General features: G+C 77.1%; 1 protein-coding gene. It reads left to right on the top strand.

Annotation, left to right across the window (positions count from 1 at the left end):
- Window positions 1–10: 10 nt before the first annotated feature.
- Window positions 11–20146: a non-ribosomal peptide synthase/polyketide synthase gene (locus AC07BF_RS01215; RefSeq protein ID WP_478332720.1), complete on the top strand. Its 20136-nt coding sequence runs from the start codon at window positions 11–13 to the stop codon at window positions 20144–20146.
- Window positions 20147–20219: the final 73 nt, after the last annotated feature.

Here is a 20219-nt window from a genome sequence, read left to right as displayed (position 1 = left end):
TCCGACGACCATGACGCCTTCGAAGCGAGACCGCGCCGAGGCCCTGCCCGCCGACCTGCGCGAAGCGCTGCGCCTGCGGCTGGCCGGGCGCTCCGGCGGCGCCCGGGCCGCCGCCGACCGGTCCATCCCGCAAGCCGACCGCAGCCGACCGCTGCCGCCCTCCTTCGTCCAGCAGCGCCTGTGGTTCCTGGACCGGCTGCGCCCCGGCGACCCCCGCTACAACAGCGCGGTCGCCGTACGGTTCACCGGCCCGCTGGACCGCGCGGCGCTCGCCGGGGCGCTGGCGGCCGTCGTGGCCCGCCACGAGGGGCTGCGGACCACCTTCGACGAGGCCGACGGCCGCCCGGTGCAGACCGTGCGGCCGGCCGGGCCGGTGCCGCTGCCCGTCCGGGAGCCGGCCGACGGGGAGACCCTCGACGCGATCCTGCTCCAGGAGTACTCCCGCCCCTTCGACCTCCGGCAGGGGCCGCTGCTGCGCGCCCTGCTGGTGCGCGAGTCGGACCGCTCGCACGTCCTGCAACTGACGGCGCACCACATCGTCACCGACGGCTGGTCGATGGGCGTCGTCCTGGACGAACTGTGCACCGGCTACGAGGCCCTGGCCCGCGGCGCCGCCCCGGACCTGCCCCCGGTGGCGGTCCAGTACCCGGACTTCGCGGTGTGGCAGCGCGAACAGCTCTCCGGCGCCCGGCTGGAGGGCCAACTGGCCCACTGGAAGGCGAAACTGGCCGGTGCGGTGCCGCCGGAGCTGCCGCTGGACCACCCGCGGCGCGGCGAGGAGGCCGGCCCCGGCGCCGTCCACGCCTTCACCGTCCCCGCGCCGCTCACCGCCCGGCTGCGCGAGCTCGCGGCCGAGCGGCACGGCACCCTGCACACCGCCCTGGTCGCCGCCACCCAGGCGCTGCTGGCCCGCTGGTCCGGCCAGCAGGACGTCACCGTCGGCTCCCTGACGCCCGGGCGCTCCCGCACCGAGCTGGAACGGGCCGTCGGCTGCTTCGTCAACACCGTCGTCCTGCGCACCCGGGTGGAGCCAGCCGGATCCTTCCGCGACCTGCTCGCGGCCGCCACCGAGACCGGCAACGACGCGCTCGCGCACGGCGACACGCCCTTCGAACGGCTCGTCGAGGCGGTCGGCGCACCCCGCCAGGCGGGCCGCAACCCGCTGTTCGACGTGCTGGTCCTGCTGCACCCCGCGCCGCCCGAGGCCACCACCCCGCTGGGGTCGGCGCTCACCCCGGTCGTCGTGCCCCGGCAGGCCGCCACCTTCGACCTCAGCGTCGAGTTCGTCCCGGACGGCGAGGCGCTCACCGGCCTGCTGGAGTACCGCGCCGACCTCTTCGACGCGCCCACCGCACGCCGGATGGCCGACCAGCTCCTGCTGCTGCTGGACGGCGCCGCCGCCGAGCCCGACCGACCGCTCGGCACCCTGCCGCTGCTCTCGCCCCGGGAGACCCGGCAGGTCACCCGGGACTGGAACGCCACCGCGCTGCCCGTCGAGGACACCAGCTACCCCGAGCTGTTCCGGCGCAGGGCCGCCCTGACCCCGCACGCCCCGGCCCTGGTCGCCGGAGCCGAGCGGCTCGACTACGCGACGCTCGACACCCGCGCCAACCGGCTCGCCCACCAGCTCATCGCCCGCGGCGCCGGCCCCGAACGGCTGGTCGCGCTGCGGCTGCCGCGCACCGCCGACATGATCGTGGCGATCCTCGCCGTCTGGAAGGCCGGCGCCGGCTACCTGCCCCTGGACCCGGCCCTGCCGGCCGAGCGCCTGCGCTACCTGCTCGACGACGCCCGCCCCGCCCTGGTCCTGGACGAACAGGCGCTCCGGGCGCTGCCCGGCACCGGCCCGGACACCGACCCCGGTGACGCCGACCGGACCGCCCCGCTGCACCCCTCCAACACCGCGTACGTGCTCTACACCTCCGGCTCCACCGGCCGCCCCAAGGGCGTCGCCGTCCCGCACCGCGCGGTGGTGAACCTGCTCGCCGCCCACCGGGCGGGCTTCGTCGCCGACGCGGGCGGCGGGCCGCTGCGCGTGGCGCTGACCGCCTCGTTCTCCTTCGACACCTCCCTGGAGGGCGTGCTGCTGATGGCCGACGGCCACCCGCTGCACCTGGTCGACGAGACGACCCGGATGGACCCGGCCGCCCTGGTCGAGTACGTCGTGCGCCACCGCGTCGACTTCCTCGACCTGACCCCCTCCTACCTGCGCCAGCTGCTGCCCGCCGGGCTGCTCGACGACCCGCGCCACCGCCCCCGGGTGCTGATGCTCGGCGGTGAGGCCGTCGGGCCCCGGCTCTGGCGCGAACTCGCCGGGCACCCGGACGTCGCCGCCTACAACTACTACGGCCCCACCGAGTGCACGGTCGACGCGCTCGCCTGCCGCATCGCGGGCGGTGACCGGCCGCTGGTGGGCCGCCCGCTGCCCAACCTGCGCGCCTACGTCCTCGACGACCGGCTCCAGCCGGTGCCGCCCGGGGTGAGCGGCGAACTCCACCTCGCCGGCGAGCAGGTCGCCCGCGGCTACGCCGGCCGGCCGGGGCTGACCGCCGCCCGCTTCACCGCCGACCCGTACGGGCCGCCCGGCGCCCGGATGTACCGCACCGGCGACCTGGCCCGCTGGACGGCCGACGGGAGCCTGGAGTACCTCGGACGCGCCGACGACCAGGTCAAGGTGCGCGGCCACCGGATCGAACCCGGCGAGATCGAGGCGGCGCTGCTCGACCTGCCGCAGGTCGCCGCGGCCGCCGTCGCCGCCGTGCCCGACGCGCGCGGCCACACCCGGCTGGCGGCCTACCTGGTCTTCGCCGACGGCGCGGCCCGCCCGTCCGCCGACCTGCGCGCCGCCCTGCGGCGGGTGCTGCCCGACCACCTGGTGCCGTCCTCGTTCACCGCGCTCGACACCCTGCCGCTCACCACCAGCGGGAAGCTGGACCGCCGAGCGCTGCCCGCCCCCGACCTCGAAGGCGAAGGAAGGGAAGGGGAGTTCGTGGCCCCGCGCACCCCCGAGGAGGAGACCCTCGCCGGGATCTGGGCCGAGGTGCTGGGCGTGGCGCGGGTCGGCGTCACCGACAACTTCTTCGAGCTCGGCGGCGACTCGATCCTGAGCATCCAGGCCGTCTCCCGGGCCCGCGCCGCCGGCCTGCGGATCGGCTCCCAGGACGTCTTCCGCCACCAGACCGTCGCCGACCTGGTCGCCGCCGCCCGCCCGGCCGCCGCCCCGGCCCCCCGGCCGCGCCGCGCGGACGGACCGGCCCCGCTCACCCCCGTCCAGGAGTGGTTCTTCGCCGCCCACGGCCCGCTGCGCCACTTCACCATGTCGATGCTGCTCGACCTGCCGCGCGACCTCGACGAGCCGGCCCTGGACCAGGCGCTGCGGGCGGTCCTGGCGGCCCACCCGGCGCTGCGCACCCGCTTCACCCGCGCCGGGGGCACCTGGCGCCAGGAGCCGGTCGCGGACCCGGGCACCGGGCTGCTGACCAGACTCGACCCGCCCGCCCCCGGCGCCGGCCCCGGCCCTGAAGCCGCCCGGGTCGAGGCCGCCGAGGCCGCCCGCGCCGCCCTGGACCCGGCCACCGGCACCCTGCTGCGCGCCGTCCTGTTCCGGGCCCGCGGCGACGCCCGGCCCCAACTCGTCCTGACCGCCCACCACCTGGCCGTCGACGGCGTCTCCTGGCGGGTGCTGCTCGCCGACCTGGAACAGGCCTACCGGCAGGCGGCGGCCGGGGACGCCCCGCACCTGGAGCCCGAGCCCACCCCGTTCACCGACTGGGCCCACCACCTCGCCGAACGGGTCCGGGCCGGAGGCCTCGACGACGACCTGCCCTACTGGAGCGCCGAGACCAGGGCCCCGGCGGCCCCGCTGCCCGTCGACCACCCCGGCACGCCCACGGCCGCCTCCGTGCGCACCCTGCGCACCCGGCTCGACCGCGCCACCACCGAGGCCCTGCTGCGCAGAGTCCCCGAGGCCTACCGGACCCAGGTCAACGACGTGCTGCTCAGCGCGCTGGGCCGGGCCCTCGCCGACTGGACGGGCACCGAACGGGTGACCATCGCCCTGGAGGGCCACGGCCGCGAGGAACTCTTCGACGGCGTCGACCTCTCCCGGACGGTCGGCTGGTTCACCACCCGGTACCCCGTCACCCTCGCCCCGGCCGGCCCGGCCGGCGCCCCCGACTGGGCCGCCACCCTCAAGCAGGTCAAGGAGCGGCTGCGCGCCGTACCCCGCCGGGGCCTGAGCTACGAGGCCCTGGCCCGGCTCGGCCCGCCCGCCGCCGACGCCCTGAGGGACCGTCCGCTGCCGCAGGTCTGCTTCACCTACCACGGGCAGTGGACCGCCCCCGGGACCGGCGACTTCGCGCCCGCCGGCCAGGCGCCGGGCCGGGAGCTCGCCCCCGACGAACCCCTGGACCACCTGCTCGACGTCTCCGCGGTCGTCGCCGACGGCGAACTGGAACTCACCTGGCACTACAGCGACCAGGCGCACGAGGCGGCCACCGTCCGCGCGCTGGCGCAGGCCACGGCCGCGGCGCTGACCGGCATCGTCGAGCACTGCGCCCGCCCCGACGCCGGCGGCCGCACCCCCTCCGACTACCCGCTGGCCGGACTGGACCAGGCCGGGGTGGACCGGATCGCCGGCGACGGGCGGGACGTCGAGGACCTGCTGCCGCTCACCCCGCTCCAGGAGGGCATGCTCTTCCACCGCTTGGTCGGCGGCCCCGACGACGTCTACGTGGACCAGGCCGGCCTGCTGCTGGAGGGCGTGGGCGACCCGTACGCCTTCGCCCTGGCCTGGCAGCGGGTCGCCGACCGCACGCCCGCGCTGCGCACCTCGGTGGTGTGGGAGGGCGTCCCCGCCCCCCTCCAGGTCGTGCGCCGCGGCGTCCGGCTGCCGGTGACCCACCTGGACCTGCGGGCGGTCGACCCGGGCGAGCGCGCCGACCGGCTGGCCCGGCTGCGCGCGGACGACCTCGCCCACGGGCTGGACCTCGCCACGGCGCCGCTCACCCGGCTCACCCTGGTCCGGCTGCCCGAGGCCCGCCTGCACCTGCTGTGGACCTCCCACCACCTGATCCTGGACGGCTGGAGCCTGGCCCAGGTGCTCACCGACGTGTTCGAGGAGTACGCGGCCCTCACCACCGGGGGCGTGCCGACACCGGCGGTGCGCCGGCCCTTCGCCGACTACGTGCACTGGCTGGCCGGGCAGGACACCGCGGCCGCCCGCGCGCACTGGCGGGGCGTCCTGGACGGCTTCGCCACCGCCACCCCGCTGCCCGCCGACCGCGTCCGGCGCGAGGCCCACCGGGCCCGCTCGGCGCTCGCGCACACCGCCGGCCTGTCGCCGGAGGCCTCCGAGCGGCTGGCCCGCGCCGCCCGGCAGGCCGGGCTCACCCTCGGCACCGTGGTGCAGGGCGCCTGGGCCCTGCTGCTCTCCCGGTACAGCGGCGAGCCGGACGTGCTGTTCGGGACGACCGTCTCCGGACGCCCCGACGAACTGCCCGGCGTCGAGTCGATGATCGGCATGTTCATCAACACCCTGCCCACCAGGGTCCTGGTCGACGGCGACCGCACCGCCGCCGACTGGCTGCGCGACCTCCAGGAGGCCCAGGCCGAGGCCCGGCGCCACGCCGCGGTGTCCCTCGCCGAACTCACCGCCTTCAGCGGCGTGCCGTCCGGCGGCACGCTGTTCGACAGCATCGTCGCCTTCGAGAACTACCCCTTCGACGACGCCCGCACGGCCGGCAGCGGGGTGCGCCTGGTGGAGGTCACCTCCCGGGACGCCACCAACTACCCGCTCGTCCTGCGCGCCTACCAGGGCGGGCACTTCGGCTTCGACCTCGCCTACGACCCGGGGCTGTTCGACGCCGCGACGGTCCGCGCCCTCGCCGAGCGGCTCTGCCTGCTGCTCACCGGACTGGCCGCCGGACTGGACCGGCCGCTGCGCGCCCTGGAGTGGACGACCGCGCAGGAGCGGCGGCTGCTGACCGAGTGGGACGGCACCGTGCGGGGCCGCCCCGACCGGACCCTGGTCGACCTCTTCGAGGCGCAGGCCGCCCGCACCCCGCACGCCGAGGCCGTCACCTGCGGCGACGAGCACCTCGACTACGCCGCCCTGGACGCGCGGGCCGGCCGGCTCGCCCACCGGCTGGCCGGACTCGGCGCCGGGCCCGAGCGGTTCGTGGCCCTCGCGCTGCCCCGCACGGCCGACCTGGTCGTGGCCGTCCTCGCCGTCCTCAAGACCGGCGCGGCCTACCTGCCGCTCGACCCGGGCCTGCCGGCCGAACGCCGCGCCCAACTGCTGGGCGACGCCGCCCCGGTGGCCCTGGTGACCCACGTGCCCGGCGCGCCGCCCGAGAGCTTCGAGCACGGGGTGCCCGTCCTCTCCCTGGCGGACCCGCAGCTGCGCGCCGACCTGGCCCGGGGCCCGGCCGCCCCGCTCGCCGCCGGGCACCGCCCGCTGCCCGACAGCCCCGCCTACGCCATCTTCACCTCCGGCTCCACCGGCCGCCCCAAGGGCGTCGTGGTGCCGCACGCCAACGTGGTGCGGCTGTTCGAGCAGACCGAGGACGTGTTCGGCTTCGGCGCCGAGGACGTCTGGACGCTGTTCCACTCCTACACCTTCGACTTCTCGGTCTGGGAGCTGTGGGGCCCGCTGCTGCACGGCGGCCGGCTCGTCGTCGTGCCCGAGGACACCGCCCGCTCCCCGGAGGACTTCCTGCGGCTGCTCGCCGACGAAGGCGTCACCGTCCTCAACCAGACCCCGTCCGCCTTCCACCCGCTGGCCCGCGCCGACGCCGAACACCCCGAGCTCTCCCGCCGGCTGGCGCTGCGCACGGTGGTCTTCGGCGGCGAGGCGCTGGACGCAGGCCGCCTCGCCGACTGGTACGACCGCCACCCGCAGGACGCGCCGCGCCTGGTGAACATGTACGGCATCACCGAGACGACCGTGCACGTCACCCAGGCCCCGCTGGACCGCACGACCGCGGCGGCCGGCGGCCCCGCACCGATCGGCACCGGCCTCCAGGACCTGCGGCTGTACGTCCTCGACACCGACCTGGCCCCGGTGCCCCCGGGCGCCGTGGGCGAGCTGTACGTGGCGGGGGAGGGGCTGGCCCGCGGCTACCTCGACCGGCCCGGCCTGACCGCCACCCGCTTCCTCGCCGACCCGTTCGGGGCCCCGGGCACCCGGATGTACCGCACCGGCGACCGGGCGCGCCGACAGGCCGACGGCACCCTTCGCTACCTGGGCCGCGCCGACCAGCAGGTCAAGATCCGCGGCTACCGGATCGAACCCGGCGAGATCGAGGCCGCCCTCCAGACCCACCCGGGTGTGGGCGCCGCCACCGTGGGCGTGTACCAGGACGCCTCCGGCACCCGCCGACTGGTCGCCCACGTCGTCGCCGGCCCCGGCGCGGCCCACCCCCCGGCCGCCGCCGACCTGCGCGCCCACCTCGAACGGCTGCTGCCCGCCTACCTGGTGCCCGCCGCGTACGTCCCCCTGGCGGTCCTGCCGCTCACCCCCAACGGCAAGCTCGACCGGCGCGCGCTGCCCGCGCCCGGCCCGGAGGGCTTCGCCGCCGGCCGGCAGCGCACCGCGCCCCGCACCCGCGCCGAGCGGCTGGTCGCCGCGGCCTGGACGGAGGTCCTGGACACCGGGGAGATCGGCGCCGAGGACGACTTCTTCGCCCTGGGCGGCGACTCCATCCTCGCCGTCCGGGTCACCGCCCGGCTGCGCGCGGCCTTCGGGGCGGCGGACCTCTCGCCCCGGCTGCTGTTCAGCCACCCGGTGCTGGCGGACCTGGCCGAGGCCCTCGGCTCGCTCGGCGAGCCGGGCGCGGCGGACGGCCCGTCGGCCCTGGTCATCCCGGCTGCGGACCCGGCGGCCGAGCCGCCGCTGTCGTACGCCCAGCAGCGGCTCTGGTTCCTCGACCGGTTCGAGCCGGGCAGCACCGAGTACACCTCGCTGTCCGTGCTGCGCCTGCGCGGAGCGCTTGACCCGGCCGCGCTGGGCACCGCCCTGGACGCCCTGGTCGCCCGGCACGAGGCGCTGCGGACCACCTTCGCCGAGCGGGACGGCCGCGCCCGGCAGGTGGTGCGCCCGCCGCAGCCGGTCGAGCTGCCGTGCGAGGACCTTGCCGGGGCGCCCCCGGCGGCCCTGGACGCGCTGCTGGAGCGGATCGCCGGCACCCCGTTCGACCTGGCCGCCGGGCCCCTGCTGCGGGCCCGGCTGGTCCGGACGGCCGCGGACGAGCACGTGCTCGCGCTGGCCGTGCACCACATCGCCACCGACGGCTGGTCGATGGGCGTCCTGGGCCGCGACCTGGGCGAGCTGTACGCGGCGGCCCGCGAGGGGCGCCCGCCACGGCTGCCCGCGCTGCCCGTGCGCTACACCGACTACGCGTCCTGGCAGCGCGCGCGCACCGACCTCGCCGAGGCGGACCTCGCCCACTGGCGCCGGGCCCTGGACGGCCTGACCCCGCTGGAGCTGCCCACCGACCGGCCGCGCCCGGCCGTACGCACCCGGGACGGCGCGTTGGTCGCCTTCACCCTGCCCGCCGGGCTGACCGCGCGGTTGCGCGAACGGGGCCGGGAGGTCGACGGCACCCTCTACACCACCCTCCTGGCGGCCTGCCAGGTCCTGCTCGCCCGCTGGTCCGGGCAGCAGGACATCGCGGTCGGCACCGTCACCTCGGGCCGCGAGCAGGGCGAACTCCACGACGTGGTCGGCATGTTCGTCAACACCCTGGTGCTGCGCGGCGCCGTCCGGCCGGAGCTGTCGTTCCGCGAACTGCTGGCCGCCGCCCACGGCACCGTCCTGGAAGCGCTCGCCCACCAGGAGGTGCCCTTCGAGCGGCTGGTGGACGCCCTCCAGCCGGAGCGCGACACCAGCCGCACGCCGCTCTTCCAGGTCATGGTGGCCCTGCACAACCTCGGCGCCGAGGTGCCGAACCTGCCGGGCCTGACGGTGGAGCCGGTCACCCCGCCCGTCCACGGCGCCACCTTCGACCTCTCCTTCGACTTCGTCGAGCGCGACGGAGGCCTGACCGGCTATCTGGAGTACAACACCGGGCTGTTCGACGCGCGGACCGCCGAGCACCTGGCCGGCTGGCTGGGCACCCTGCTGGAGGCCGTGGCCGAGGCGCCGGAGACGGCCGTCGGGGCGCTGCCGCTGATGACGGCCGACGAGCGGCGCCGGGTGCTGCGGCAGGGGCGGGGCACGCCGCTGCCCGCGCCGGACACCACCTTCCCCGCCCTGTTCGAGGCGCAGGCCGCCCGCACCCCGGACGCCACCGCCCTGGTCGCCCGGGACGCCACCCTCGACTTCGCCGCCCTCAACGCGCGGGCCAACCGGCTCGCCCGCCACCTCGCCGCCCTCGGCGCCGGCCCGGAGCAGGTGGTCGCGGTCCGGCTGCCGCGCACCTCGGACCTGCTGGTGGCGCTGTTCGCGGTGCTCAAGGCGGGCGCCGCCCTGCTCTTCGTCGACCCGGACCTGCCCGAGGACCGGGCCGCCCTCCTCCTCGACGACACCCGGCCCCGGGTGGTGCTGACCGGGCAGGCCCTGCGCGAGGTGCCGTGGGACGCGCTGCCCGCCCACGACCTGACCGACGCCGAGCGGACCGCCCCCCTGCTGCCGCAGCACGCCGCCTACCTCGTCCACACCTCCGGCTCGACCGGCCGCCCCAAGGGCGTCGTCGTCGAACACCGCCAGCTGGTCAACCTCTGCCGGGACCACCAGGAGGGCCTGGTCGCGCCGCACACCGCCGACGGAGGGCGGCTGCGGGCCGCGCTCAGCGCCTCCTTCTCCTTCGACACCAGCTGGGAGGGCCCGCTGCTGCTCGCACTGGGCCAGGAGCTCCACCTGATCGACGAGGACGTCCGGCTGGACCCGCAGGCGTTCTGCGCCCAGGTCGTCGACCGCCGCCTGGACCTGGTCAACGTCACCCCCTCCTTCCTGCGCGAACTCACCGCCGCCGGACTGCTCGCCCCCGGCCCGCACCACCCGCGCCTGCTGCTGGTCGGCGGCGAGGCCGTCCCCGCCGCCGTCTGGCGGGAGCTGTGCGCGGCGCACGCGGACCTCGGCGTCACCGCCTACAACATGTACGGGCCCACCGAGTGCACCGTCGACGCCGCCTACGCCCGGTGCGCGGACCACCCCGAGCGCCCCGTCATCGGCCGCCCCGGCCGCAACCTGGGCGCCTACCTGCTCGACGGCGCCCTGCGGCCGGTGCCGCCCGGCATGCCGGGGGAGCTGTACCTGGCGGGGGAGCAGGTGGCCCGCGGCTACCTGAACCGGCCCGGGCTGACGGCCGCCCGCTTCCTCGCCGACCCCTACGGCCCGCCCGGGGCCCGGATGTACCGCACCGGCGACCTGGCCCGCTGGGACGCGAACGGGCAACTGGAGTTCCGGGGCCGGGCCGACGAACAGGTCAAGGTCCGCGGGTTCCGGATCGAGCCCGGGGAGGTGGAGGCCGCCCTGCTCGCCCACCCGGACGTCGCCGACTGCGCGGTCGCCGCGCGCGAGCACGCCGGCCGTACGGTGCTCGTCGGCTACCCGGTGCCCGCCGGTCGCCGCGTGCCGACCGCCGAGGAACTGCGGACCTGGCTGCGGCGGACGCTGCCCGACCACCTGGTGCCCGTCGCGTTCGTCCCGCTGGCCCGAATACCGCGGACCACCGGCGGCAAGACCGACCGGCGCGCGCTGCCCGCCCCGCCCGCCCAGCCCGACCGCACCACCCCGTACGTCGCACCGCGGCCCGGAGCCGAGGAACGGCTCGCCGCGATCTGGGCCGAGGTGCTGGGCGTGGAGCGCGTCGGCACCCGGGACAACTTCTTCGCGCTCGGCGGCGACTCCATCCTCAGCATCCAGATCGTCTCCCGCGCCCGCGCCGCCGGGCTCGCCCTCACCACCAAGGACGTCTTCCGGCACCAGAACATCGCCGAACTCGCCCTGTGTGCAGGAGATCTGACCGATCGCCAGGAAGGCGGCGAAGCCGAGCCCGGCGAGGCGCCGCTCACCCCGATCCAGCACTGGTACCTCGACGGCCGCCGCCCCGGCGACGCCCTGCGCTTCACCATGACCCAGCGCCTGGAACTGGCCCCCGGCACCGATCCGGCGGCCCTGCGCCGGGCGGTGCTGGCCCTGGTGGAGCACCACCCGGCCCTGCGCACCCGCTTCCACCGCACCGAGGCCGGCTGGCGCCAGGAGGTGCTTCCCCAGGGGGCGGACGGCATCTTCACCCGGCACGACGTCAGCCACCCGGACCTCGCCGGCCATGACGCGGAGGCGCAGGTCCAGCGCGCCACCGACGAGGCCCAGCGCTCGCTCGACCCCGTCGACGGCCGGTTGCTGCGGGCCCTGTTCTTCGACCCCGGCCCCCGGCAGCCGGGCCAACTCGTCCTCACCGTGCACCACTTGGCCGTGGACGGCGTCTCCTGGCGCATCCTGCTGGCCGACCTCGAAGCGGCGTACCGCACGGCCCGCGCCGGAGCCCCCGTCGCCCTGCCGCCGACCGGCACGTCCTACGGCCGCTGGGCCACCCGGCTGGAGCGGCACACCCGCGCCGGCGCCCTGGACGGCGACCTCGGCCACTGGACGCGCACCGGCGCGGCCCCGGCCGACCTGCCCGCCGGCCGCCCCGCCCCTGACGCCGGCGCCTCCAACACCCACGCCACCGCCGCCACCGTCCAGGTGACGCTGGACGAGCGGACCACCGAGGCGCTGCTGCGCCGCGTCCCCGAGGTCTACCGCACCCAGGTCAACGACGTCCTGCTCAGCGCCCTGGGCCGCACCCTGGCCCGTTGGTGCGGCCGGGACACCGTGCTGGTCGGAGTGGAGGGGCACGGCCGCGAGGACCTGTTCGAGGACCTGGACCTCTCCCGGACGGTGGGCTGGTTCACCGCCGAGTTCCCGCTCGCCCTGCGCGTCGACCCCGACGCCGGATGGCACGACACCCTGCGCTCGGTCAAGGAGCAACTGCGCGCCGTCCCGCTGCGCGGACTCAGCCACGGCGCGCTGCGCCACCTGCGGCCGGACGGCCCGCTGACCGGCTCGGCGGCGCCGCAGATCGGCTTCAACTACCACGGCCAGTGGGACACCCGCGGCGGCGCCGACGGCCTGGTCCGCGGCGCGCTGCCCCCGGCCGGTCGCGACACCGACCCCGACGAGCCCCGCCCCTACCTGCTGGACATCATCGGCGCGGTCCAGGACGGCCGCCTCGAACTGGCGTGGACCTACCCCGCCGCCGTCTACGACGAGGCCACCGTCCGCGGGCTCGCCGAGGAGATGGGCGCCGCGCTGCGCGAGCTGGCAGCGCACTGCGCCCGCCCGGACGCCGGCGGCCGCACCCCGTCGGACTTCCCGCTCGCCGGCCTCGACCAGGACCGGCTGGACCGGCTCGTCGGCGACGGGCGCGAGACCGACGACGTGCTCCCGCTGACGCCGCTGCAGTCCGGCATGCTCTTCCACGGGCTCGTCGACGCCGACGGCGCCTACGTGGACCGGATCGCGGTGCGCCTGGCCGGCGTGGCCGACCCGCGGGCCTTCGCCGAGGCCTGGCAGCAGGTCGCCGACCGCACCCCGGCACTGCGTTCCAGTGTTCACTGGCGGGGCCTGCCGCACCCCGTCCAGGTGGTCGCGCGGCATGCCGCACTGCCCGTCCGTCGGCTCGACTGGCGCGACCTGACGCCCGGGCAGCGCGCCGACCGGACGGAGCGGCTGCTCGCCGAGGAGCGCGCCGCCGGGATGGACCTCGCCACCGCGCCGCTCACCCGGCTGACCCTGGCCGCGCTGCCCGGTGACGAGGTCCTGCTGCTGTGGTCCACCCACCACCTGATCCTGGACGGCTGGAGCACCGGACAACTGCTCACCGAGGTGTGCGAGGAGTACGCCGCGCTGACCGGCGGCCCGCAGGCGCCCCGGCCGGTCCGGCGGCCGTTCGCGGACTTCCTGGGCTGGCTGCACGAGCGGGACGAGGAGGCGGCCGAGGCCCACTGGCGCGGCCTGCTGGCCGGGTTCACCGGCCGGACCCCGCTGCCGTACGACCGCCCGCCGACGCGGGCCCACCGCGCCCGCTCCAGCGCCGCGGCCCGCCGCGAACTGGACGAGACGCTCTCCCGGCGGCTGCGCGAGAACGCCGCGGCCGCCGGACTGACCGTCAACACCGTGGTGGAGGGCGCCTGGGCGCTGCTGCTGGCCCGCTACAGCGGCGGCGACGACGTGGTCTTCGGCACCACCGTGTCCGGGCGCCCGGCCGAACTGCCCGGCGTCGAGTCGATGATCGGCCTGTTCATCAACACCGTGCCGACCAGGGTCCCGATCCCCTCGGGCGGCGTGCTGCCCTGGCTGCGGGAGCTCCAGGAACGCCAGAGCGACGGCCGCCGCTTCGACCACCTGGCACTACCACGCGTCCAGGCCCTGAGCGACCTGCCTGCCGGGGAGCCGCTGTTCGACAGCATGGCGGTCTTCGAGAACTACCCCGTCGACGAGTCGGCCGCCGACCGGACCGGGGTGCGGGTGGTCGAGGTGCGCGCCGACGACGCCACCACCTTCCCCTGGTGCCTGCGCGCCCACCTGGCCGAGCGGCTCGGCTTCGACCTGGCCTACGACCCCGCGCTCTTCGACCACCGGACGGCCCACGGCGCGGCCGACCGCCTGGTCCTGCTGCTCACCGCCCTCGCCGACGGCCTCGACGGCGACCTCGCCGAGCTGGACCGGCTCACCCCCGCCGACCGGGAGCAGCTGGCCTCCTGGCACGGAACCGCCCGCCCGGTGGCGCCGCGCAGCCCGCTCCAGGTCTTCGCCGAGCAGGTCCGGCGCACCCCCGGCGCGCCCGCCGTGCGCGACGGCGACCGCGAGCTGACCTACCGTCAACTCGACGACTGGTCCGACCGCCTGGCGGCCCGGCTGCTGGCCGACGGCCTGGCCCCCGAAGACCGGGTGGCGCTGCTGATGGACCGCTCCGCCGAACTCGTCGCCGCCCAGCTGGCCGTCCTCAAGGCGGGCGGTGCCTACCTGCCCGTCGACCTCCGGGCCCCCGAGGAGCGCCGCCGCGCCCTGCTCGACCAGGTCGGCGCCGCCCTGCGGCTCACCTCCGAGCAGGTCACCGCCGCGCGCACCGGCGCGGCCGGGCCGGTGGCGGCGGCCCTGCCGCCCGCCGACCCCGACCGGCTGGCGTACGTGATGTTCACCTCGGGCTCCACCGGGGTGCCCAAGGCGGTGGCGGTACGGCACCGCGACGTGGCCTCGCTCGCCACCGACAGCCGCTTCGCCGACGGCCGCTGCGCACGGGTGCTGCTGCACTCGCCGGTCGCCTTCGACGCCGCCACCTTCGAGGTCTGGGCGCCGCTGCTGGGCGGCGGCTGCGTGCTCGTCGCCCCCGACGGGCCGGTGGACGCCGCCCTGCTGCGGCGGCTCGCCGGACCGGACGGGCCGACGGCGCTGTGGCTCACCGCCGGGCTCTTCCGGCTGCTCGCCCAGGACGCGCCGGACTGCGTCGCGGGCCTGCGCACGCTGTGGACCGGCGGGGACGTGGTGCCCGCCGCCGCGGTGCGCCGCGTCCTGGCGGCCTGCCCCGGGCTGACCGTGGTGGACGGCTACGGGCCCACCGAGACCACGACCTTCGCCACCGCCTTCGCCGTCGCGGAGGCGGCGGCGGTGCCCGACACCCTGCCGATCGGCCACCCCCTGGACGACCGCCGCGTCCACGTCCTCGACCGGCGCCTGCGGCCCGTCCCGCCGGGCTGCGCGGGCGAACTGTACGTCGCCGGCGAGGGCGTGGCCCGCGGCTACCTGGGCCGGCCCGGCGAGACCGCGGCCCGCTTCCTCGCCGACCCCTCCGGCCCGCCCGGCGCCCGGATGTACCGCACCGGCGACCTGGCGAGGCGGCGCCCGGACGGCACCGTCGAGTTCCTGGGCCGCGCGGACGACCAGGTGAAGATCCGCGGCTTCCGGGTCGAACCCGGCGAGGTGGAGGCCGCACTCGCCCGCCACCCCCAGGTCACCGACGTCGCCGTGGTCACCCGCGAGGACCGGCCCGGCGCCCGGCGCCTGGTGGCCTACGTGGTCGGCCCGGCGGGCGCCGAACCCGGGGAACTGCGGGCCTTCGCCGCCCGCGCGCTGCCCGACTACCTCGTCCCCGCCGCCTTCGTCCCGCTCGCCGCCCTCCCGCTGAGCCGCAACGGCAAGGTCGACCGGGCGGCCCTCCCGGCGCCGGACGAGGAGCACGGGAGCGGACGCCGCGCGCGGATCGAGCCGCGCACCGAGGCCGAACGCCGCACCGCCGAGGTCTTCGGGGACGTCCTGGGCATCCGGCCGCCCGGCGTGGAGGACGGCTTCTTCGAGCTGGGCGGCGACTCGATCCTCAGCATCCGGCTCGTCGCCCGCCTGGCCGAGGCCTTCGGCGCCGACCTCACCCCCCGCGCCGTCTTCGACCACCCCACACCGGCCGGCCTGGCCCGCCTGCTCACCGAGGAGCAGGGCCGCCCGGGAAGCCCGGGAAGCCCGGGAAGCCCGGGGCGCCCGCCCGTCCTCCCGGTCGCCCGCGACGGCGCCGCGCCGATGTCCTACGCCCAGCAACGCCTGTGGTTCCTGGAGGAGTTCGCGCCCGGCGGCGCCGAGTACGTCACCGCGCTCGCGCTGCGCCTGCGCGGCGTCCTGGACACCGACGCCCTCGGCGCGGCACTGCGCGCCCTCGCGGCCCGGCACGAGTCGCTGCGCACCACCTTCGACAGCGTCGACGGCCACGGCGTCCAGCTCGTCCACCCGCCGCAGGACGTGCCGCTGCCGCTGCACGACCTGTCCGGCCGGCCGGCGCAGCCGCGGGCGGAGGCCCTGCGCGGCCTGCTCGCCGCCGAGCGGGCCCGCCCCTTCGACCTGCGCCGCGGACCGCTGCTGCGCACCGCCCTGGTGCGGCTGGCCGAGGGCGACCACGTGCTGGCCCTGACCCTGCACCACATCGTCACCGACGGCTGGTCGACCGCCGTCCTGCTCACCGATCTGGCCCACCTCTACCGCGCCGAACTCGGCTCCGGGGAGAGCCGGTTGGCGCCGCTGCCGGTGCAGTACGCCGACTACGCGCACTGGCAGCGCACGGTCGGAGCCGCCGGGGCCGACCAACTCGCCTACTGGAAGGAGCAGTTGGCCGACGTCTCGACGCTGCGCCTGCCCACCGACCGGCCTCGGCCCGCCGTGCGCACCACCAACGGGGCCACCGCCCGCCTGGAGCTGCCCGCCGACACGGCCCGCCGACTGGCCCGGGTCGGCCGGGAGCGCGGCGCCACCCTGTTCACCACCCTGGTCGCCGCCGCGCAGGCCTACCTCGCCCGGCTCGGCGGCGACCAGGACATCGCCGTCGGCACCGTCACCTCAGGCCGCGAGCAGGCGGAGACCCAGAGCCTCGTCGGCTTCTTCGTCAACACCCTGGTGCTGCGCTCGCGGGTGGAACCCGCGCAGCCCTTCGGCGACTTCCTCGGCGCGGTCCGGCAGACCGTCCGGGGCGCCTTCGCCCACCAGGACGTGCCGTTCGAGCGCGTGGTCGACGAGGTGCAGCCGGTGCGCGACACCAGCCGCAGCCCGCTCTTCCAGGCCCTGGTCGTCCTCCAGAACACCCCGGCCGCCGACCTCGACCTCCCGGGCCTGCACGTGACCGACGTCGAGACCGACACCACGCAGGCGGCCTTCGACCTCGCGCTGGAGTTCGCGGAGGCCGACTCCGGCGCGCTGCACGGCCTGATCACCTACAACACCGACCTGTTCGACCCGGCCACGGCCGAGCGGATGGCCGGGCAGCTCGCCACCCTGCTCACCGCCGTCGCCGAGGACCCGGATCGCGCCATCGGCGCGCTGCCGCTCGCCGGTGGCGACCAGCTGGCCGCCGAACTGGACCGGGCGCGCGGCACCTTCCGCCCCGTCCCCGAGGCGACCCTGGCCGAACTCTTCGAGCGCCGGGCCGCCCGCACCCCCGACGCGGTGGCGCTGCTCGACGGCGGCCGCGAGCTGAGCTACGCCGAGGTGGAGCGGGTGGCCAACCGGCTGGCCCACCGGCTCATCCGGCGCGGCGTGGGGCCGGAGCGGCTGGTCGCCCTCGCCCTGCCCCGCTCGGCGGCGGCGGTGGTGGCCCAGCTCGCCGTCGCCAAGGCCGGCGGCGCCTTCCTCCCGGTGGACCCGGACTACCCGGCGCCCAGGCGGGAGTTCATGGTGCGCGACGCGGGTGCCCACCTGGTGCTCGACGACCCGGCCGAGGTGTGGTCCGCCGACGGGCCGCAGACCCCGCCCACCGACGCCGACCGCGCCACCGACCGCGAGACCGCGCCCACCGACGCCGACCGCGCCACCCCGCTCACCCCCGGACACCCGGCCTACGTCATCTACACCTCCGGATCGACCGGCACGCCCAAGGGCGTCCTGGTGACCCACGCCGGACTCGCCGCCTTCGCGGCGGCCGCCGCCGAGCAGTACACCGCCGGCCCCGGGGCCAGGGTGCTCCAGTTCGCCTCGCCCAGCTTCGACGCCTCCGTCCTGGAACTGTGCGTCTCCCTGCTCAGCGGGGCCACCCTGGTCACGGGGGAGGAAGGGCCGCTCGTCGGCGAGCGGCTGGCCGAGGTCCTGGCCGAACGGCGCATCACCCACGCCCTGATCCCCCCGGCGGCCCTGGCCACCGTGGACCCGGCGACGGCCGCGACCCTGCCCGCCCTGCGCACCCTGGTCGTCGGGGCGGAGGCCTGCCCGGCCGATCTGGTCGACACCTGGGCCCCCGGCCGTCGGATGATCAACTCCTACGGCCCCACCGAGGCCACCGTGGTCGCCACCTGGACCGGCCCGCTGTCGCCGGGCACCGGCGCACCGGCGATCGGCCGCCCCGGCGGCGCCGCCCGCAGCTACGTCCTGGACGCCGCCCTGCGGCCGGTGCCGCCCGGCGTGACCGGAGAGCTCTGGCTGGCCGGCCCCGGCCTCGCCCGCGGCTACCTCGGCCGCCCGGGACTGACGGCCGGGCGGTTCCTCGCCGACCCCTTCGGCGCACCGGGCGAGCGGATGTACCGCACCGGCGACCTCGCCCACCGGGACGCCGACGGCGAACTGCGCTTCGCCGGCCGCGTCGACGACCAGATCAAGCTGCGCGGCTTCCGGATCGAACCGGGCGAGATCGAGAGCGCGCTGCGCCGCAGCCCCCTGGTGCGCGACGCCGTCGTCACCGTGCGCGCCGACGCCCCCGGGAGCGGTGCGGGCTCCGGGGCCGGCCGGCTGGTCGCCTACGTCGTCCCGGCGGTCGGGGCCGTAGCGGGCGGTGCCGCACCGGAGGGCGACGACGATGGGGCCACTGCGGGCCTGCCCGCCGCCGAACTGCGCGCCCACCTGGCCGGGTTGCTGCCGCCGCACCTCGTCCCGTCGGTGTTCGTCCCGCTGGAACGGCTGCCGCTCACCCCGAACGGCAAGCTCGACCGGCGGGCCCTGCCCGAACCCGGGCCCGTGCAGGCCGCGGCCGGTCCGCGCCGGGAGCCGGGCACCGACACCGAACGCCGGATCGCCCGGATCTGGGCCGACGTCCTGGGCATCGAGGAGGTCGGCGCCGACGACAACTTCTTCCTGCTCGGCGGCGACTCCATCCTCAGCATGCAGGTGGTGTCCAGGCTGCGCCGGGACGGCCTGTACCTCGCCACCCGGGAGCTCTTCACCCACCAGACGGTGGCCGAACTGGCCACCGTGGTGCGCACCGCCCCCGACCGCGAGGACGACGGCCCGGTCACCGGGGACGTGCCGCTCACCCCCATCCAGGAGTGGTTCCTGGCCACCCCGCGCGCCGCCCACCACCACTTCAACCAGTCGACCCTGCTCGAACTCGGCGCCGACCCCGACCCGCGGGCACTGCGGGCCGCGCTGGACGCCCTGCTCGAACACCACGACGCCCTGCGGCTGCGTTTCACCCACGACGAGACGGGCTGGCACCAGTTCAACCCGCCGCCGGCCCCCGCCGAGGACGTCCTCGTCCGGTACGACCTGACCGGGCAGAGCGCCGAGGTCGCCGACGCGGCCATGGCCAAGGCGGCCGACGAACTGCACGCCGGCTTCGACCTGGCCCGGGGCCCGCTGCTGCGGGCGGCCCTGTTCACCGGCGCCCCGGACCGCCCGGCGCTCCTGCTGCTGGTCGCCCACCACCTGGTCGTCGACGCCGTCTCCTGGCGCCTGCTGCGCGACGACCTGGAGAGCGCCTACCGGCAGGCCGCCCTGGGCACGGCGATCACGCTGGGGGAGCGCGGCACCTCCTACCGGGACTGGGCGCTCCGGCTCGCGGCCCATGTCGCCGACGGCGGCCTCGACCACGAACTGCCCTACTGGGACGAGGCGGTGAGCGCCGCCGAGGCCCTGCCCGGCCGACCCGCCGTGCCCGGTGCCGCTGACCCCGGTGCCGCTGACCCCGGTGCGGCCGAGCCCGGGACCGTCGAACCCGGTGCCGCCGAGACCGCGACGGTCACCGTCGAACTGGACGAGGAGGACACCGAGGCACTGCTGCGCGCGGCCCCGGCGGCCTACCGCACCCGCGTCAACGACGTGCTGCTGACCGCCCTGGCCCTGGCACTGGCCCGCTGGACCGGCCACGAGCGGATCCGGCTGGACCTGGAGGGGCACGGCCGGGAGGACGTCGTGGAGGGCGTGGACCTGTCCCGCACGGTCGGCTGGTTCACCACCATGCACCCGGTCACCTTCCACGTCCCCGACCCCGATGACCTCGGCCCGGACCGCGACTGGCGCGCCCTGGTGAAGTCGGTCCGCCGCCAGCTGCGCGCCGTGCCGGGCAACGGGCTGGGCTTCGGCGCCCTGCGCACCTTCGGCCCGCCCGAGGTCCGCGAGCGCCTCGCCGCCGGCGCGCACGGCCAGGTGGTCTTCAACTACCTCGGCCAGTGGGACGCGCGGCCCGAGACCGCCGGCGACGGCCTGGTCCGCGCCGAGCACGGCTCCTTCGGGCAGGACCACGACCCCCGCGACGGCGGCTCGCATCCGGTGGAGGTGGTGGGCGCGGCGCAGCACGGGCGCCTCGCCTTCACCTGGCACCACCGCCCCGCCCTCCACGACACGGCGACCGTGCGCCGGGCGGCCGAGGAGTTCGCCGTGGCGCTGCGGCACATCGCCCGGCACGCCCGGGGAGGACGGTGACGGCCGCCCACCCACCGACGACCACCCGCCGCTGAACCCCCTGCTGTCAGACCACCGCGCAAGACCACTGCCG

Source organism: Kitasatospora sp. NPDC043950 (assembly GCF_056435345.1).
The sequence above is the reverse complement of the archived record's forward strand: the minus strand, read 5'-3'. Positions and strand labels throughout refer to the sequence as shown.